This is a genomic window from Chryseolinea serpens, assembly GCF_900129725.1.
Taxonomy (GTDB): domain Bacteria; phylum Bacteroidota; class Bacteroidia; order Cytophagales; family Cyclobacteriaceae; genus Chryseolinea; species Chryseolinea serpens.
Window position 1 is genome coordinate 428,573 of the sequence record NZ_FQWQ01000004.1, and the last position, 18,514, is coordinate 447,086.

21 protein-coding genes are annotated in these 18,514 nt (G+C 45.9%); 13 read left to right on the plus strand and 8 right to left on the minus strand.

The features are described from left to right. Nucleotides 1–8 precede the first annotated feature (8 nt). Nucleotides 9–1,454 (plus strand): RagB/SusD family nutrient uptake outer membrane protein, encoded by a 1,446-nt coding sequence (locus BUB30_RS26300; protein ID WP_073140532.1) that lies wholly within the window; start codon nt 9–11, stop codon nt 1,452–1,454. A 533-nt stretch (nt 1,455–1,987) separates the two neighbouring features. Here BUB30_RS26300 and BUB30_RS26305 read toward each other — a convergent pair. Further along, complete coding sequence (locus BUB30_RS26305) at nt 1,988–3,079, minus strand: PAS domain-containing sensor histidine kinase (protein WP_073140534.1); 1,092 nt, start codon at nt 3,077–3,079, stop codon at nt 1,988–1,990. Nucleotides 3,080–3,906: 827 nt separating this feature from the next. Between BUB30_RS26305 and BUB30_RS26310 the strand changes: the two genes are divergently transcribed. Continuing rightward, entirely contained in the window at nt 3,907–4,773 is an 867-nt protein-coding gene (locus BUB30_RS26310) for a sigma-70 family RNA polymerase sigma factor (RefSeq protein ID WP_073140536.1), read from the plus strand. Between the two features lie 71 nt (nt 4,774–4,844). Continuing rightward, a complete protein-coding gene (locus BUB30_RS26315; protein ID WP_073141194.1) occupies nt 4,845–5,039 on the plus strand; it encodes a cold-shock protein in 195 nt (64 codons plus the stop codon). Between the two features lie 231 nt (nt 5,040–5,270). Here the strand turns inward: BUB30_RS26315 and BUB30_RS26320 are convergent, their stop codons facing one another. From BUB30_RS26320 to BUB30_RS26330, 3 genes are all read right to left on the minus strand, one after another. Next, a complete protein-coding gene (locus tag BUB30_RS26320) occupies nt 5,271–5,600 on the minus strand; it encodes a DUF456 domain-containing protein (protein WP_073140538.1) in 330 nt (109 codons plus the stop codon). Nucleotides 5,601–6,042: 442 nt separating this feature from the next. Further along, nucleotides 6,043–7,503, minus strand: a complete 1,461-nt coding sequence (locus BUB30_RS26325) for an OmpA family protein (RefSeq protein WP_178377208.1) — start codon at nt 7,501–7,503, stop codon at nt 6,043–6,045. A gap of 112 nt (nt 7,504–7,615) precedes the next feature. Continuing rightward, the gene (locus BUB30_RS26330; RefSeq protein ID WP_073140542.1) at nt 7,616–7,843 is read right to left on the minus strand and encodes a BON domain-containing protein; all 228 of its coding nucleotides are present in this window, start codon (nt 7,841–7,843) and stop codon (nt 7,616–7,618) included. Nucleotides 7,844–8,139: 296 nt separating this feature from the next. On the opposite strand from BUB30_RS26330, the gene BUB30_RS26335 reads away from it, so the two are divergent. The 3 genes from BUB30_RS26335 (at nt 8,140) to BUB30_RS26345 (ending at nt 10,563) form a co-directional block, all read left to right on the plus strand. Beyond that, nucleotides 8,140–8,658: a helix-turn-helix domain-containing protein gene (locus BUB30_RS26335; RefSeq protein WP_394334007.1), complete on the plus strand. Its 519-nt coding sequence runs from the start codon at nt 8,140–8,142 to the stop codon at nt 8,656–8,658. 306 nt (nt 8,659–8,964) lie between these two features. Continuing rightward, nucleotides 8,965–9,363, plus strand: coding sequence for a hypothetical protein (locus BUB30_RS26340; RefSeq protein WP_073140546.1), 399 nt, complete (start codon nt 8,965–8,967; stop codon nt 9,361–9,363). A 303-nt stretch (nt 9,364–9,666) separates the two neighbouring features. Then, on the plus strand, nt 9,667–10,563 hold the full coding sequence (locus BUB30_RS26345; protein ID WP_073140548.1) for a hypothetical protein: 897 nt from the start codon (nt 9,667–9,669) through the stop codon (nt 10,561–10,563). Nucleotides 10,564–10,638: 75 nt separating this feature from the next. On the opposite strand, the gene map is transcribed toward BUB30_RS26345, so the two are convergent. Then, nucleotides 10,639–11,403 (minus strand): type I methionyl aminopeptidase, encoded by a 765-nt coding sequence (map, locus tag BUB30_RS26350; RefSeq protein WP_073140551.1) that lies wholly within the window; start codon nt 11,401–11,403, stop codon nt 10,639–10,641. 224 nt (nt 11,404–11,627) lie between these two features. Between map and BUB30_RS26355 the strand changes: the two genes are divergently transcribed. The 3 genes from BUB30_RS26355 (at nt 11,628) to BUB30_RS26365 (ending at nt 13,139) form a co-directional block, all read left to right on the plus strand. Further along, nucleotides 11,628–12,113, plus strand: coding sequence for a Crp/Fnr family transcriptional regulator (locus BUB30_RS26355; protein ID WP_245804177.1), 486 nt, complete (start codon nt 11,628–11,630; stop codon nt 12,111–12,113). Nucleotides 12,114–12,187: 74 nt separating this feature from the next. Next, the gene (locus tag BUB30_RS26360; RefSeq protein ID WP_073140556.1) at nt 12,188–12,634 is read left to right on the plus strand and encodes a DoxX family protein; all 447 of its coding nucleotides are present in this window, start codon (nt 12,188–12,190) and stop codon (nt 12,632–12,634) included. Between the two features lie 7 nt (nt 12,635–12,641). Beyond that, complete coding sequence (locus tag BUB30_RS26365) at nt 12,642–13,139, plus strand: ester cyclase (protein ID WP_084138412.1); 498 nt, start codon at nt 12,642–12,644, stop codon at nt 13,137–13,139. 60 nt (nt 13,140–13,199) lie between these two features. Here the strand turns inward: BUB30_RS26365 and BUB30_RS26370 are convergent, their stop codons facing one another. The 3 genes from BUB30_RS26370 to BUB30_RS26380 all read right to left on the minus strand — a co-directional run bounded on the left by BUB30_RS26370 (nt 13,200) and on the right by BUB30_RS26380 (nt 15,704). Then, nucleotides 13,200–13,709: a VOC family protein gene (locus BUB30_RS26370; protein ID WP_073140559.1), complete on the minus strand. Its 510-nt coding sequence runs from the start codon at nt 13,707–13,709 to the stop codon at nt 13,200–13,202. 223 nt (nt 13,710–13,932) lie between these two features. Next, the gene (locus BUB30_RS26375) at nt 13,933–14,943 is read right to left on the minus strand and encodes an NADP-dependent oxidoreductase (RefSeq protein WP_073140561.1); all 1,011 of its coding nucleotides are present in this window, start codon (nt 14,941–14,943) and stop codon (nt 13,933–13,935) included. A gap of 11 nt (nt 14,944–14,954) precedes the next feature. Next, nucleotides 14,955–15,704 carry an SDR family oxidoreductase gene (locus tag BUB30_RS26380; RefSeq protein WP_221408804.1) on the minus strand — a complete coding sequence of 250 codons (750 nt, stop codon included), beginning with the start codon at nt 15,702–15,704 and terminating at the stop codon, nt 14,955–14,957. 157 nt (nt 15,705–15,861) lie between these two features. Between BUB30_RS26380 and BUB30_RS26385 the strand changes: the two genes are divergently transcribed. The 4 genes from BUB30_RS26385 (at nt 15,862) to BUB30_RS26400 (ending at nt 18,379) form a co-directional block, all read left to right on the plus strand. Then, complete coding sequence (locus BUB30_RS26385) at nt 15,862–16,278, plus strand: winged helix-turn-helix transcriptional regulator (RefSeq protein ID WP_073141198.1); 417 nt, start codon at nt 15,862–15,864, stop codon at nt 16,276–16,278. 27 nt (nt 16,279–16,305) lie between these two features. Further along, nucleotides 16,306–16,860 carry a dihydrofolate reductase family protein gene (locus tag BUB30_RS26390; RefSeq protein WP_073140567.1) on the plus strand — a complete coding sequence of 185 codons (555 nt, stop codon included), beginning with the start codon at nt 16,306–16,308 and terminating at the stop codon, nt 16,858–16,860. A gap of 32 nt (nt 16,861–16,892) precedes the next feature. Further along, nucleotides 16,893–17,273: a RidA family protein gene (locus tag BUB30_RS26395; RefSeq protein ID WP_073140569.1), complete on the plus strand. Its 381-nt coding sequence runs from the start codon at nt 16,893–16,895 to the stop codon at nt 17,271–17,273. Between the two features lie 110 nt (nt 17,274–17,383). Next, nucleotides 17,384–18,379, plus strand: coding sequence for an ornithine cyclodeaminase family protein (locus BUB30_RS26400; protein WP_073140572.1), 996 nt, complete (start codon nt 17,384–17,386; stop codon nt 18,377–18,379). The last annotated feature ends 135 nt before the right edge of the window (nt 18,380–18,514 follow it).

The following is an 18,514-nucleotide window of genomic DNA, read 5'->3' on the forward strand; positions in this document are numbered from 1 at the left end:
AACAGCATATGAAAAAAATATATTTTATAGCCGTCACGCTTCTGCTGCTGACCACAAAATGCGGCGATGATTTTTTGGTGCGTGCACCGTTGAACCAGATCACGGAAGAGAACTTCTGGAAAACCGATCAGGACGCCACCATGGCCGTGAACGCCATCTACGATGCCCTGCAAACCGATTTGGGCTACCGACTCGGTGGCCTGATGTTCGGCGATGTGGCAGCCGACGATATGACTTGCTTCGACGTGAATTGGTTTGTGCCACAAGATAACTTCACGGTCAATCCCAGCGATCCGCAGGTGCTCGCCGCCTGGCGCGCGTGGTGGGCGGGCGTTGCCCGTTCGAACGCTGTGCTGGACCGGGTGCCGGCCATCACGATGGATGAGACATTGAAGCAACGTCTTTTGAACGAAGCCAAATTCCTACGCGCGGTTTCCTACTTCAACATTGTGACCATTTGGGGCGACGCTCCGCTGATGGTGCACGAGTTGGAGCAGTCGAAAGTATTCACGGTGACACGCCAGCCTCAGGCAGAGATCTGGGCGCAGATTGAAAAAGATTTCACCGATGCACAAGGTCTTCCCTTGAGCTATCCCAACGAAGCTGGCCGTGCCACGAAAGGCGCTGCCATGGCATTCCTGAGCCGGACGTATTTGTACGAGAAAAAATGGCAGGAGGCAGCAAACAAAGCAAAGGAGGTTATCGATTTGGGCATCTACAATCTGCATGATCAGTATATCAAGAATTATCAAACCGCTTTTGAAAATTCCGTCGAGTCCATCTTCGAGATCCAATACGTTGCCGGCACAGGCGGTTGGGGCAACAACGAAGGAAACTGGGTGCCCTCGTATACCGGCCCCGGAAACACGGCTTATGTTGCTTCCGGCGCCTGGGGTATTGTTCTTCCAGCGACAGCTTCCAAAGACATCTACGAGGCTGACGATAACCGGAGAGCGGTAAATCTATTCGAACAAGGCTCGGTGTACAACAATACACCCTTCGATCCCAAGTGGAGTCAGACGGGGTTGATGCTGGCCAAATATATCGTGGGTGATCTTCCGGTTGCCACGGAAGGCGCCATTGATGGTGAGCGCAACATGCCCATCATTCGCTATGCCGAGGTATTGCTCACCTATGCCGAAGCCCTCAATGAACTCGGTCAGACCACCACGGCAGAGTCCTATCTCAATAAAATTCGCGCGCGCGCTGGGCTCGATCCAAAAACGGGATTGGACCAAGACGCTTTCCGAGACGCGGTCATGCAGGAAAGAAGAATTGAATTTTTTGGCGAAGGCCATCGCTTCTTTGACCTCCGTCGTGCCGGCAAGCTCGATGAGGCTGTACGAATCGATGCAGGCAAAGCAAATTATACCGAACCCAAAAATTTATACTTCCCCATCCCGCAGGCCGAGCGCGACCTCAATCCCGGGCTGGAGCAAAACACTGGGTACTGATAGTTTGGGTTGAAAGCGTGTGGGTCGTTTACGTAGACGATCCGCACCTTTCACCGGCTGTCGGTTAAGCATGTTAGTCGCGCAATTTGAACGCCACTAAGGGGAGAGGGTGCCGCCTGCAAAAGGCGACATTTTTTATTTTAGCGGCAGCAGGACTTTGCCGATTACGTTCCCTTTGAATTGAGTAGGCAAACCGCTGGCTTTTTTCATTCCTGAAGTTAGTTTTTCCCTGGTCATATTTGAAGGTGTCGCTCGGCTTGTCCTCATTCCCATTTACAACCCTTTAACAGTTATCGTATGAACAAAGCCGTTAAAATTCTCTTCTAGCTAAAAAGACGGTCAGGCTACACGTCTGGGCCGCAGCCTTTCTGGCGGGAGCTCACCCGCTACTCACCCGCCGCCCTGCCAAATCGATGTATTTGATGACACAGTGTGGTATGACATACAACACGCAAAAGAACAAACGAAAATGCAGTAGAGTATGCCTACACCCTTGTTGACAAAACTGATGCAAGGAAGGGAAGAATGGTTTTCTATATCTCGTTTCCAAAAATTGGAAGCTCAATTGTTATTGTGGTGCCTTCATTCTCCTGACTGGTCACTTGTATTTCACCATTGTGTAAATCGACAATCTGTTTGACAATGCTTAGACCTAGACCTGTAGATTGTTCACCTTTTGTGCCTGGTCTACGAAGTTTTTTTGAGAACTTTTCAAAAATAAAGGGAAGGTGCTCGCGGCTTATTCCAATGCCTTGGTCTCTTATGATGATGAATACCGATTTATCATTTTTAAGTGTTGCTATGTTGATGTTTTTATTTTCCGGAGAGAATTTAAGCGCATTTGAAAGAAGGTTGTTAATTACTCTTGCGATTTTGGAGGCACAGAAGGTTGCTTCACAGCGGGCAGTGAAATCTGTTACGATATCCACTCCTTTTTCTTCAGCGTTTAGTTTAAATGTACTAATTGATTGAAGAATTATTTTGTTAATGTCTTGGTGTTCTTTTTCTAATTTGTAAGACTCATCTTCCAATTCGGCAATTTCAATTAATTCCGCAATAATAGTTTTGGCTGACACACATATCTGTTCGTGTAAGGCGATCAATTCGCTATACTTTGTCTCAAGACCTTCTTGGAATATCTTGGCTAGCCCGCTTAACCTATTCAGTGGAGCATTCAAGTCGTGAGCCACCATGCTAAGGACTTCATTTTTTCTTTTGTTGTTTTCGTTGAGCTGATGAAGCTTTATTTCATTTTGCTTGCTTGCCGTAATATCCTGTTTTACGCCGATCACTCTCTCCGGGGAGCCGTCAGAATTGTAATAGATTCTACTTCTACTATTGACATAGATAATTTCGCCGCTGCTTTTTATGCATCGATATTGGCAATTAAAATCAATTTTGTTTTTAAGGCATTCTGAAAAATATTCCATTACCCATTGAAAGTCGTCAGGATGGACAAGGGCTTGAAATTCTTCGACGCTATATCTTGGCTTCTTCTCCAATCCAAAGAGTTTTATGAAGTTGTCAGTACCGATCCAAGTGCCAGTTTTCATATCAGTTTCATAACATCCAATATTGGCGATTTCTTCGATCACAGGTAAGAGTTCGGCTGATCTTTTTACCATAGCAATGGACGATTAGGTGGGCTATCGAATATAACGATTTTTCACGGGACTTCTTTGAATTTTTGATTTGGCGTAGTCTTCGATCATGACATTAAGGCGACGTGAGAAATCACTGCTCACTGGCTTCCACGAGGCGTTTTACTGTTTGATACTTTTTACAGTCTCCGCGTGACTTTTTTTTCAAATTGGGTTGAGCGTAATGCAGGTCTAAGCCTGCCCAAAAAAAGAGCCTTCTTAGCATTGTAGAGGCCTTTTGGGGAAAGCCGCTGGATTTTCTTTTCCCTACCGACAATGAAAAACAGAAAGCTCCCTTTCAATGGAAACAGTATTTAGTTACTTGGTCGGCTGTCTATCCATTATCTAAACCTCATACGTGATTTTAGCATTGAACCTTTTGAACCATGGGAATTTTTTAAATACGAGATAGTCTTGTTCACAACAAGCATAAAGGAGAAGATGGATTAGTTAGAGATAATAAACAGTGGGAATAATGGAATTGTGAAGGCGAAAAGGGAATGATTTGTCCCCAGTCTATGAGAGTGTAGTAAAGTGAGCCGTTTTGGCTGACACGCGTGCCTTCATTGAAAAACTTTTTGAAAGACAAGTATTCCAACAGGCATAACCTGTTTTGGGACCCGTTACGGTGGCAGTAACGATCCCGTTGGAAAATAAAACGTGATGATCTCAGTTTAAATGCCTACCTTGTAAGAGAACCAGAAACTCTCGTCCATTTCCTCTCCTCAAGATTTTCTTTTTTTTCTCACGTTCCGGTCCACTTTATCGGGACTCGTGGCAGTGTATTCTTATTATTCACCAAACCATTTTACATGCGACAACTTAAGATCAGTAAACAGATTACAAACCGTGAGAGTCAATCTCTGGACAAGTATTTACAGGAAATATCTAAAGTGGATCTGATTACGGCTGAAGTTGAGGTAGAACTAGCCAGGAGAATAAGGGAGGGAGACCAAGTGGCTCTCGAAAAACTTGCCAAAGCGAATCTTCGCTTTGTCGTATCCGTAGCCAAACAATATCAGAATAATGGTCTCACGCTCGGCGACCTGATCAACGAAGGAAATCTGGGCTTGATCAAAGCAGCCGGCCGGTTTGATGAAAAGCGAGGATTTAAATTTATCTCTTACGCCGTTTGGTGGATTCGTCAATCCATCATGCAAGCGCTGGCAGAACAATCCAGAATTGTGCGGTTGCCTTTGAACCGCATTGGTTCGCTCGCCAAGATTTCTAAAACCTTTGCCGACCTGGAACAGAAATACCAGCGCGAGCCTTCCACCCAAGAGCTGGCGGACGTTATCGGTGTTACCACCGAAGAGATACTGGACAGTCTTAGAATAGGCGGTCGACACGTTTCGGTTGACGCACCCTTTTTGCAGGGCGAAGAAGGCAGTCTGCTCGATGTCCTGTCCGATTCGAACGAGTCCAATCCCGAATCCGCCATGATGGCCGAATCACTTATTCAGGAGGTACAGCGATCACTAGCGACACTGTCAACACGTGAATCAGACGTAATCAGTTTGTATTTCGGTCTGAACCGGAAACAAGCGATGACCTTGGAGGAGATCGGAGACAAGTTTTCCCTGTCGCGCGAGCGGGTAAGGCAGATAAAGGAAAAAGCCACCAGGCGATTAAAGCATACCTCCAGGAACAGGACTTTGAGATCTTACCTGGGACAGTAAGCAGGCCCGAAATATTTACAATGATCGCCGACGATCAGAAAAAAGAATTTTTTTTATTTAACTTTTATACTATGCAAGGAATCGTAAAATTTTTTAATGAAGCCAAAGGATTTGGATTCATTACCCCGTCGAATTCACAAACTGACATTTTTGTCCACGTATCCGGTCTCGTAGATGAGATCCGTGAAAACGATGAAGTTACCTATGATGAACAGGCCGGAAGAAAGGGCATGAATGCCGTGAATGTTACAAGAATAATGGATTAAGAATTCTTCTTTCATAACATGACAAGGTCGACCCTGCGAAGGTCGACCTTTTTGGTTTTACAATCGTTTTGATGTTTATCCCCGCAGCCGACGGGGTCCAAAATTGTTTTTTCGCCCAGGTTAACATGATAGACGACAACATCCTTTTATTCATACGAGAGCAAGAGCGGCGCTTCAGGAATACCCGAACCGACCAAGGCACCGATAATGCCACCGGTGAGACCGCACGTGCTAAGCCTGCCGCATAGGTCCGGCTATAATAAGGCCAAGACCAGGAATAACCAGGCTCGTTCCCAACGCCGCTATCACGCCTGCAATGGCGCCGACGGTGCCGCCAATCGCAGAACCTTTTCCTGCACCTTCGGATGCCTTCGTGCCGATCTCAGTTTCTTGGTTCTCATCCGAAAAACTTGACTTCCTCGTTTTTTCAGACATGATCAAATCGATGTCATCATTGCTGTACCCGTTGTCCTGAAGGTCGTTGAAAGCATTCTCTGCACTTGACCGGTCGCTGAACATACCCGTCAGCATCCTTTTGTTCACATTATCGTTTGTTTTCATAAATATTTTGATTGTAGTTTAAAATGAGACAAAAAAGCCCGACAAACTTTGTCGAGCGCTTTACCCTAAGGAAATACGGTGCCAAACGAACAGCGGCCTAAACAAGCAATTTTGTGGGATTTCAGGATTCAGATCAGACATGTTAAGGGGATTTGTTTTTCATCATGGACATTAAATTTCTCAACGTTTCGCCAACTCGTACTCAAGAATTCTTCCGATAACCCGGCTACATTTGCAAATGATGATTGAAAGTGAAAAAGTCCTGATTTCCGGCACCATGAAAGGAATATTTGCATTTATGAAGAGCCGGCCTCCACAACAAATTTCTCTCTTCTGCAATCGCCTACAACGAGGTTCTCTTTAGGCTTCATTAAAAGAAAAGGAGGGTACGTAATTTCAAAGGACTCCCTGAAATCACATACCCTCCCAGTCTAAAACTAACTTATTTTAAGATGAGCGATAACGCTACGCGTCTGTTTTGCGCTCTTCCGGCTGCGGTCGCATTGGTGGCGATGGGCTGTTCCTCGCCAACTCCCTTGGCCTCAATTCTATTTTCGTCGGCGCCCTTGCTGACCAAGTAGGCTTTTACTGCGTCCACTCGTGATTGCGACAATTTCAAATTGGCTGCGTTTGACCCGTTGGAGTCAGTATGACCATCCATTTTGAGCGTGTAGTCCTTGTACTCCGCCAGGATGCTCACCACTTCGTCCAACATGGGGTAAGAGGATGGTTTGAGGATCGCTTTGCCAGTTTCAAATGAAATGCCACGGGTAGCAAAATTCAGTCGCTTGGCGACCTCTTCTTTCACTGCAGGGCATCCGTTGTTGGCGACATCACCGGGAGAGGTAGGACATCTGTCGACCGCATCGGTCACGCCGTCGCCATCGCTGTCGGCGGGACAACCGGTGGCGTCAACCTTAATACCTTTTTCTGTATCGGGACATTTGTCTTGTGAATCTTGTACACCGTCGCCATCGCCGTCGGCACAACCTTCAAAGATGTCGAGGCCGGCAATGTTGGGACATTTGTCTTTGGAGTCTTCTATGCCGTCGTTGTCGCTATCGGGGCAACCGGCAAAACGAGCGATCCCTGGCACGTCCGGACATTTGTCGTCGATGTCCGCAACGTTGTCATGATCTTTGTCAGGACATCCGTTGAGGTCGGGATTGCCTTCTAACGTCGGGCATTTGTCCAGATAGTCGGCAACACCATCTTTATCCGTGTCGATAGGACATCCATTCGAATTTACCGACGCGGCTTTAGGCGTTTCGGCGCATTTGTCTTTTCTGTCGGGCACGCCGTCACCGTCGGTATCGCGTGGTTTTTTGAAGTTAAAGATCAGTCCTGCGCTATGCTGCATATAGAGATCGTTGCCGCCCTTCGTGACACCATCCCAACCATCATATAAAGGAGCATTGATGGTGTTTGCTACCTCAAGTCCTACACGATCGTTGAATTGAAAAAGGATGCCTACTCCCGCAGCAACGTTGCCCTTGATTTGACCATCGGTAATCTTTGCGCTGCTGGCCTCGGTATACTGCCTCGAGTCAATGTACGTGCCACCAATGCCGGCGACTAAGAATGGCGCGATGGCTGCGCCTTCTTTGAAGATGTACCCGTTGTTGAATTTATATTTCAATTTCAAATTGACTACCCAAAAGCTTGCGTCCACCCCTTGTGAGTGTTCGTCGTTTTGATAGCGCACCTGATTGAAAGATATTTTCTCAACCAGGTTGAAAGAGGGGTTCAGATACTGTTGAAAGGAAAGGGCGCCACCCAATTTTTGATCTTTGAAGTTGTAGAAATGGTGTTTGTTTCCATTCAGGTCGCCGTCATACTCGGAGGCGGTCATGTGAAAGCCAATAGCGCCGCTTTGCCCATAGCCGCAATGCCATAAAGACATTAGGATTGGGATTAGTAGTAGTCTGATTTTTTTCATATTATATTTTTTTTAGGTGATGGGATGAGACGACGACCTAAAATTTGTTGTCAGGGATGAATTTCCACGGCTTCACTCAAACCGTCAGGTTGTTAAGTACATTGAAGACTCCCGGAGTGCTCCAGGCAATTCTGCCCGCTTGATCTTTCTCGTGACTTGAGCGGACCACGCCTCGCAGCACCACTACACCCGCAAAAACAGTAACGTGGATCGCGCGTTCGTCGATACATGAATTAAGTCGCAAGGCGATTTCGATCTCCCGTTTCTCCAATTCGTCAATAAAAAATTCATCTCTGATGATCACAAAACTTTAATTTGGTTCTCAATCCTGTAACAAAGCTCAGTCATTTGCATAGATTATAGGTTACACAAGAAGCACAATATGTTGCATCTATTCCAGCACGCGCATATTCGTGAGTGTGTACTTTGTTGCCTATAAACGGAAAAAACTGACTCACTTTTTACAGGAGGAATCGACAGGAGTGTGTTTACCGCGAAAAAGAACATGGGTGCAAAATTGTAGTCAACCTTCAGGAGGTATCTTGAAGCGGAGAGAGCATGAAGCTGTTCATTAAGTATATGGTTAGCTTACGATGTAAAATGATCGTTAAATCGGAACTGGAGAAACTCGGGCTATCGGAGTATTCCATCGAACTCGGAATGGTTGAGGTCCTTGAAACGCCCGCCATTGAACAACTTGAAAGACTCAAACGCAACCTGTTGAAATTCGGACTTGAATTGTTGGATGACAAGAAGAGCATCCTGATCAGCCGCATAAAAAGCGCTATTATAGACATGGTGCACTACCGCGATGAGTTGCCTGTGATGAAATATTCGGACTACCTCGCGGAGAAACTGGGCTATGACTACAAGTACCTATCGAATATGTTTTCGGAGGTGAAGGGCATCACACTGCAGAAGTATATCATATTGCACAAGATCGAAAAGGTGAAAGAGCTGTTGCTCTACCAGCAATTGAACCTGACCGAGATCGCTTACAAACTTCACTATAGCAGCGTGGCGCATTTGTCGAACCAGTTCAAAAAGGTCACGGGACTTTCTCCATCCTTTTATAAAAAGATGAAAGAAAATCGTACCCAAAACCTGGAAAACATTTAGATGAGAGTGGACTTTATTTATCTCCTTCGGTAAAACTATCAAAGCACTAAAAAATCTGATTACCCATCTGAAAATAAAGAACTTACCCTTATGACTGTAATTGATTGATAATTACATATTTATAATAAGTGCTTGATTCCTGTCGGATCGCTTCTTCATCAATCAAATCATTCAAAAGCTCTAAATCTAGCCGATTTCGAGCATTTTTATTACGAGACGGAAGTAAAATGCTTCAACTATTTTATCTTTCTTTAAACATGAAAAGAGTATGAATCATAAGACATCCCGAATTAAACCGAGGAAGCAATGACCCAGTCGCGCCTAAAACCGACACTCATCGGTGTGTCTTTCATAGTGGTAGTGAAGCTGTGGTTTAATATCCAGCGCTCCATGGACGAGAGGGATCGCAAAAATATTCCGCGATACACGGGAGTAGTCGTGAGGCCGATGATGTTAAGGCAAGATTCCATCGACCAGCTGTTTAGTAAAGTGGATGGCAGCCACATCGTCCTCACGAAATATTTGAAGGAAACGCTGAACGATCCTGATAGCTACGAGCACGTTACGACGGAGTACAAAGACCTCGGGAAGGTCCTGGTTGTGGTCACGACTTACCGGGCCAAGAATGCGTCTGGGGAAAAGGTTCTATCCAGCATCACCGTGAAGTCCGACCTGAAGGGAAATATTAAGGTGGTTACAGAATAGAAAAGCCCGGGCACCTATCCCGGGATCACCTCTTAGGACATCAGATGAAATAGCTTGTCCGCAACCTCAATGAAACGAGACCTTGCCTGGAAGACCTACAAAGAAGTTGTTCGTGATATTTATTAATCTAATGGGACAGATAACGGAGTATCTATCGTACGCCCTTACAGGATGAAAATAGGGTGACAGAGGCCGTTTTTCTTTCAGGCAGGAATATTACGTGCGTGCCAGAAACACAGGAATTGTAGTGATAACCGGCATGCCGTATGGTATTCTTGCGGTCATTCTAAAACTCTAAGAACGATGCGCGTTAAGTACATTTTCTTCGTCCTGTCGGCCTGCCTTTTGTGGTCATGCGCCGACGAACAATCGGCCATGCAAATCGATCCCTCCCGGTACTTTACGATGGCGCAGATGAAGAAACCCAATCCGGGTGGACGTTCTGCCCAAACCGCAGAAGCGCCCGCCACGGCCTTCAATCTCGGCGATCTGCGGGCCAGCAAAGAATTTCTCTTCCTGCTGGGTAACGCTGCCGACCAATCGATCTTCAACGTCAAGCTCAGCGTCGACGACCCAAGCTTTGCCGTCAGCCCCAAACAAATCAGCGAGTTGCCGGGCCGCAACGCCGATAACACCAGCCTCATACCCTTGGTTTCGGTCGGAGCCATTCACGGCCGGCGCCTCGACGGAGTAGGAACTACAGCCATCATGGATATGGGTACTCACAATGCCACCGTCACTCTGGAGGGGAAAATCGTATCCAACGGCGACTCGATCACGGTGCGGTCCACCTTCGTCATGACCTTGGACGCCAAAGTTATGGATGCCGCCCTCTATAGCGACGGTCAGGAAAAAAATCTGGCAACCCCCGACAACCTATGGGGTAACGTGGGCGATGAAAGCGGCCTCACCTACAGGCGAGAGTACTACGTGACCTGGACTACAGCACAAATAAAAAACACAGGAAACGTTCCTTTTACACTGCTCGTTATTGAACCCGCCGATAACAATGCCGACGGCGTGATTGTGAACGTGTCCATGGTTATACAACCAGGCGAAACCATCAAATTTGCCGACCACATGCCCAATCCCATGGGCGCTACGGTTATCTTCGACGGCCAAGGCACCGTAACTGACCTGTCGCGATTGCAACTGGGCACCGACGGAAGAGCTTATACGTCCATGACTTTTTATAATTGAAGCCCGCTAAACAAACATTCCAATGCCTGGGACAAGTCAGATAAAAATGGCTTGTCCTTTTTTATTGCATGCTAGTTAATCCCAAATGCCGTTCAGCGCTGTAAAGATCTCTGGGTGACCGCCCGTTACCAAAATGGTATGCTCATGCTGCGCCACAAAACCGCCTTTATTGCCGCGCAATGTCCAGCCATCGGCTTGTGTACTGGCAAGGGTTGAACGCGTTGAAATGAATGTCTCTATCGCTACCACTGAATTCTTTTTGAAACGTGTAGTGTTGTGTTTGTCACAGTAGTTCGCAATCTCGTGGGGTTCTTCGTGTAACCCACGACCGACGCCGTGTCCGGTCAGGTTTTTTATTACGGTGTAACCGGATTTTTTGGCTTCTGTCTCGATCAACCTGCCGATCTCCGAAATTCTGACACCGCCCGTAATGTGGCTGATCGCTTTCCTCAAAATCGCTTTCGATGCTTCTACCAATCGGCCATGGCCGTGGATATCTTCGCCCAATACAAACGAGCCGCCATTGTCTGCCCAATAGCCATTAAGTTCTGCCGACACATCAATATTGATCAGATCTCCTTCTTTTAGAATTTTATCCACGGAGGGTATGCCGTGCGCAGCTTCCTCATTCATACTGATACAGGTATAGCCGGGGAAACCATAGGTTAGTTTTGGTGCCGAACGGGCGCCTAGTTGTGTCAGCAATTTGCCGCCGTACTCGTCAAGCGCCTTTGTTGAAAGGCCCGGTTTGGCAAATTCACGCATCTTTTTAAGGGTGAGGGCAACGGCATCACTGGCCTGTTGCATCCCAATTCTTTCGTCTTTGGTAGTGATAGACATGTTTAGAATTTTATCTATGTCAAAATTAACAATTAATCGATAAAAGCGTCCCATCGCCTTTCTAACTTCTTTCCTGGGGACACGTTAGTATTAAACACATACTATCCGCCCATGGATGGACTACTATAATGGAATTCGATTTACTCCTTAAAAATATTGCCCGACATGTGCAACTCGATCAGACCGAGATCGGTTTTTTTACTTCCTTGTTGGAAAAGAAAAAAATGAAAAAGAAAGAATTTCTATTGAAGTACGGAGAAATTTGTAAAACAGAAAATTTCATCGTTAAGGGTTGTCTAAGAGTTTATGCAGTTGACGCAAATGGTTTTGAACATATTGTGATGTTCGGCATTGAAGGCTGGTGGGTGAGCGACCTCTTGAGTTTGTGGACCAATTCTCCCACGACCTATTACATCGACGCGTTGGAGGACACGGAACTTCTGCAAATTTCGAAGTCAAACCTCGATGCGCTTTATGAACGGGTTCCCAAGTTTGAGCGATTCTTCAGAATAATTCTTCAAAACGCTTACAGTGCTCAACAGCTGCGGATCAATCAAAATCTTTCCTTTACGGCAGAGCAACGGTATCTTAATTTTATTGAAAAGTACCCGTCTTTTGCACAGCGAATTCCTCAAAAGCAAATATCAGCTTATCTCGGCATGACGCCCGTTTTTCTAAGTATGCTCCGGAAAAAGTTGAGTAAGAAGTGATTTCTTCAACTACTTTAATTTTTTTGACTCTGATCCTGTCTTTTTTTGTGCTCTGATAACAATTCAAAGCAAAAATGACACAAAAGATCTTCGCTACCGATAGCGACCTTACGGGCTTTGTAACCCGTTTGACAATCGGACTGGTAATGTTCCCACATGGGATGCAAAAAGTATTTGGCTGGTTTGGCGGCCCGGGTTATGCCAATGAGATGAGGTTTTTTACTGAAACTTTGCACATTCCCTGGCTAGTGGCCTTCGCCGTGATTGTCATTGAATTTTTAGGGTCCATCTCCCTGATCATTGGCTTTGCGTCGAGGCTTTGGGCGGGTGCTATGATTTTTCTTTTTATAGGGATCATATTCACAGAACATGTTGACCATGGTTTTTTTATGAATTGGTATGGCACTCAGAAAGGGGAGGGGTATGAATATCATTTGCTGATCATCGGCTTGTCGCTCGCCACGCTCATCCGTGGGAGCGGAAAATACTCGATGGATAGAATTTTGGTCACAAACAAATAAGCTGCAAATGGAAAAGGTGAAACGTTTTTCAATGATTATCGGTCTTCTGGCGGTTGTCTCCTGTATTTCAAATGCGATGTCGGAGAAGGACAAAAACAAACAAATTGTTCAAACCTATTTCGATGAAGTCTGGAACAAGGGTAATGTTGATGCCCTCGACGAGCTGTTAAGCACAGAATATATCAATCACACCCCATCGACGCCCAATCCACCAAAGGGCGCTGTTGGACTAAAACCAATTGTACGGGCTATCCGTAAAGGCTTCCCTGATCTGCATTATGAGATAAAAGAAATCATTGCCACCAACGACAGAGTTGTGGCGCGTGTGGTCATGACTGGAACTCAAAGCGACACGTTATTTGGCATCCCCCCAACCGGCAAGCGTATTGAAGTGAATCAAATCAATATTGAGAAAATCGAGAACGGTAGAATTGTGGAACATTGGAGGGTAACCGATGAACTCGCCATGATGCAACAACTTGGTGTTGTCCAAATAGTAAAGTGATGATTAAAAAGAGACCTTGCTGAGGCCATCCCCGTTTTTCTGGACGTAGTTATTAAGGACTTACCGGGCCTTCTCCATTTGTTTGATGGCATTCCATCCTTCCGGCGTGATGCCCATGATCTCGGTGACCACGCCCAGCGTTTGATAGGTGTCGAAGAAAGCCATTCGTGCAATGGGATGGTCCACTTCGCTGATGGAGGCATAGCCTTGTTCGCGCAGCTCGCTGGTGACCCGCTCGAAACCGGCCACCGGCAAACGGAATGCCAGGTGCTGTGTGCCGCCGCCGGGATACTTCGCGAGGTAGTCATGGAACATGCTTTGGCCGGAAAGCGGCTGGATGAGTTCGATGAACGTGCCGCCGTTATAGGTCTGCGTGGTCAGCCAGTCGCCGGCCACGACCTTGCCGTGATAGGTCATATCCAGATCCTGTGCCTGGATGTGTTCCGGTGGAGGGAAGCCAGGGATACCCAAGGCATTCGTCAGGAATTTTACGGCGGCGTGAATGTCCGGGACGACCCAACCGATTTGTGCGAGTTCAAGTCCGGCGATGGTGTTGTTGATATTGCTCATGATTGCTTGCTGTTAGGCTAGTAGTTGAACAAAATTAAGACGGAAGGGTTTGTCAAATCGATGTATTTTGCGGCAATGTAGAGGTGGTTTGCGACTATTTGGATTTACAGAGAGAGGACCTCATTGTTATATGGGGCTATTTGGACTTTCACATCGCTTAACATGCGTCAAAAGCCGCGCCGTCGTTGAACCCTCATGACGACTACTTGCAAGACACTATACGTTAGACAAACGAATTGACCTTAATAACAACCTTACCTTTTGCACGACCTGTTTCTACATAAGACATCGCTTCATTCGTTTGTTCGAATGGAAACACTTTGTCCACAACTGGTTTTATGGCGCCCGACTCTATTAATTTTGTTATTTGACTCAATTGGTCGCCTTGTGCTCTCATAAAAAGAAAAGAAAAGTTCACACCGAGGCGCTTAGCTTTTTTTCTGATTCCGACACTCAGGAATTTCAATACTATTTTCAGGAACCAATTCGCATGAATTTCTTTCCCAAAATCAGGGTCGGGCGGCCCGGAAATAGAAATGACTTTACCCCCGGCTTTTAACACGCTCAACGATTTCTCGAGTGCCTTTGTATCTTGACTATTCAGTACTACATCGTAATCCTTTAATAGAGTTTCGAAGTCCTCTTTTTTGTAGTCGATTATGATGTCTGCGCCTAAACTTTTCACCAATTCAATATTTGCAGTACTGGTAGTGGTAGCCACCGTTGCTCCCAAATGTTTCGCCAACTGAATGGCAAATGTACCGACACCACCAGAACCTGCTTGAATGAAAACTTTCTGCCCTTTTTTTAGATTCGATTTTTCGACAAGCGCCTGCCACGCGGTTAAACCCACCAAGGGTATAGAAGCGGCTTCTTCCATGGAAAGATTTTTAGGCTTAAGGGCAACATCATCTTCATGTATACAAATGAATTCAGCAAACGTCCCGATGCGATAGTCGGCAGGTCTTGCATAAACCTCATCGCCAACTTTGAATTTGCTGGCCTTTGAGCCGACTTTCGTTACAACACCAGACACATCATGGCCCAATGTAAACGGAGTTGAATAAGGCAAGATCATTTTGAATTCACCATTTCTGATCTTTGAATCCAAAAGGTTCACACCCGCTGCATGTACCTGGACTAAAATGTCAGTTTCTTTTACAACGGGTTCCGCTGTTTCAATGAGTTTCAATTTTTCTTTCTTGCCGTAGCGTTGAACAATAAATGCTTTCATTTTCTTAATTTCTAATGTTGAGGCAGCAATTGCTTTATATTCTTCTCCGGGTTGACCAGGCCGAAGGCCATTTTAGGAAAAAGCCTGTTGACCACATAGAGCAACTTCGTGTCGCCAACCCGGATGGTAAATTGATTTTTTTGAAGTCCTACAATAAGCTTTCTCACTAATTCTTCCGGGGTTAATTTCTTGTCGGTTCTGCTGGCTGTCATGTCTGTCGCCACCACCGGGGGTAAAAGCTCAAACACTTTCACATTGCTCTTTAGAACCTCTAAATGTTTTCTGAGCGACTCGGTATAAAAACGCAGCGCTACTTTGGAGGCGGAATAGGTGGCTTCAATCGCTGAAGGTACATAACTAAGAATGGAAGTGGTGTTGATAATGGCACCTTCCTTTCTGGATTTCAGCATTTCCATAAAGAGATTGTTCAGGCGGATAACCCCGAAATAATTGACGTTCATTTCATGCTCGGCCTCATTTGAATGCCTTTCGTTGGCTACTCCCAAATTGGTGGAAAGGCTTAAAACACCCGCGTTGTTGTATAGAATATCGATTCCACCGAGTTCCTTGACCCGATTGAAAAGCCCTTGTGCGTCGCCGGCGTTGGCGACGTCACTTTTTATAGCAATTAAGGCGGGATATAATTTTTTCGCCTGGTCCAATTTTGCCTGATCCCTCCCGGTGATGATCACTTTGGCACCCTTGGCTAGAAATTGCTTTGCAGCTTCGAGGCCAATGCCTGCCGTGCCGCCGGTGATCAATATTGTTTTTCCTTGTATTTCCATGTTTTTGATTTATATAATGTTATTTAATGTGCCGGGGTTGTTTCTTTTCGCATCATGCTGTAATTTTACTTGCAAATTGCAAGTGCAAATATTGAAATTAACTTGCAAAATGCAAGTGATTTATGCTATTTTTATGAAGAAGGCAAAAAAGAGATCAGACTGCCCGGTGAGTACCTCGCTCGATATCTGGGGAGATAAGTGGTCGCTGTTGATCATCAGGGACCTTATGTTTGCAAAAGAATGCACCTATGGCGATTTTCTAAAAGCCCCGGAAGGCATAGCGACGAATATTTTGGCCTCGAGATTAGAAGTATTGGAGGAAAACCGGATGATCGAAAAATTAGATCACCCGGATAGCAGGGCGAAAGTACTCTATAGACTAACCAAAAAAGGAATAGACTTATTGCCCATCATGATCGAGATAAACTTATGGGCGGAAAAGTATTTCCCTATACCGGCCGACAGAAAAGAAATGTTGAAAGAGGTGAAAAAAGATAAGACTGCATTTATTAAATCCAAGACCAAGGAACTGGAAAGACAAGGTGATTAGACAACGGCTAAACAAAGATAGTGCTAAATGACAACCCCATTTAAACTAACCATCCACATGGTCTCCAGCCTCGACGGGCTCATTGCCAAAAAGGACAACAGCGTTTCGTGGTTTGACACCCCTGACCACTACGAGAAAGGAGCCGGTGAACCAGACGTAGCAGCATTTCTCAAAACAATAGATTGCTATGTAATGGGCTCCCGCACCTACGAACACGCCCTGGAACTTTCAAAGTCCTATGGATGGGCTTATGGAGATGTACCGACCCTTGTGGTAACGCACAGAAACCTACCCGTCGACAGATCGAGCATTGAAACGTATTCCGGCGACCTGAACAAACTTGTGAATGAACGACTAAAACCAAAGTACAAGAATGTCTGGCTCGTAGGCGGAGCCATGCTCGCCAAAGATTTCATTCGCGCAAAATTGGCGGATGACATAAGGTTGTCGGTTCTGCCCATCATTCTGGGTGACGGCCTGCTGTTCTTCGATCACATCGGACAGGAGCAAGCCTTGCACCTGAAAGACGTGACTGCCTACAAAAATGGGATGGTAGAACTGTGGTACGAAATAAAAAAATAATAGCGGCGACGCATGCGATAAAAGCTTACCCTATGGAAAACAGAAAAAATCATAACACACCCAAAGTGCCGCGGATGTCGGAACTATTTCCCCAGGCGGTCATTGCCGACAAATTTGTCTTTCTATCCGGAACTCCCGGCCTCAATCCGTCGACGGGAAAACTTAGCGAAAGTTTTGAAGAACAAACCAGACAAGCGTTCTTAAACATAAAAACCATTCTGGAAGAAGCCGGAAGCGGACTTGAAAAAATTGTGAAGACGACGGTCTTTATGGTTTCCGGGAATGACTTTGCTTTGCTGAACAAAGTTTATAGTGAGACCTTTCCCGCCAATGCCCCGGCTCGCAGCGCTCCCCAGGTAATGCCATTTCCCGGAGGCATTTTAGTGTCGGTGGAGTGCATCGCACTTTTGTAGTGCGTCTCGCAAAAAAAGCCACACAATACGTAAACAAAATCCCAAAAGTAAATTTCCTTCTATACTTGGTAATCTGAGTTGTATAGCTTGTCTGAACGAATTTCGACGCTATGGAAAGCCAAGCGACATTGATCATCACCAAGGGGGAAGTGGAGGGGCTTTTACACATCCAGGAATGCATGGATGCCGTAGCCCGCGCCTTTCAGTTACAGGCGGAAGGAAAAGCTTCGCCGCCCAAAATACTCGGTCTTCATGTACCGCTGGGCGGCTTTCATATCAAAGCTGGTGTACTGGATCTTGGGCGGTCTTACTTTGTAGCAAAAACAAATGCAAACTTCCCGGACAACCTGAAAAGCAATGGCCTTCCCACAATACAAGGTGTTATTGTCGTTTGTGACGCTGCCAATGGAAAGGTGCTTGCCTTGATGGATTCGATTGCCATAACCGTCATTAGAACAGGGGCTGCGACAGGTGTAGCCGCAAAATATCTGGCGAGAGAAGACGCCCGGGTTGTAACGATCTGTGGATGCGGAAATCAAGGTAAGATATCATTGAAGGCCATGGTGGCCGTGCGTTCCGTCGAGAGGGTTTATGCATACGACATCGACCCAACACAGAAAGTTAAATTTGCCAACACGATGACTAAACAATTAAGCGTTCCGGTCATACCTGTCGATGATCTCCGTGCCGCCGTAAGGCAGAGCGACATCTGTGTGACCTGCACTACCTCTAAAGAGCCTTTCTTGTACAAAGAAGATATTAAACCGGGAACATTCATTGCGGCTGTGGGGGCCGATAGTGAGAACAAGCAGGAGTTGCATCCTACTTTGGTGGCAGCCAGTAAATTGGTGGTTGATCTGCTGGAGCAAAGTGCAACTATCGGCGAACTTCATCATGCGGTTGAATGCGGAATTATGACGCGTGACCATGTTCATGCTGAATTGGGTGAGATCATTGCCCATCACAAAGCAGGGCGAACGTCAGATGATGAGGTTATTGTCTTTGATAGCACCGGGACAGCCTTACAGGATGTAGCGGCTGCGGCTATTGTTTATGAAAAAGCGATGCGATCTGGCATTGGGCTGAACCTGAACTTAGCGAGCTGACGATGAAGAGATTTTGAGGACAGCTAAACCGAAACATGGCATTAAACATCTTGAATAAAGCCTGTCCTACTATACGATCATAACCCGATTTCATTTCCAGAAGTTAAACTACCTGTAGAAAACGCGCCCCATTGT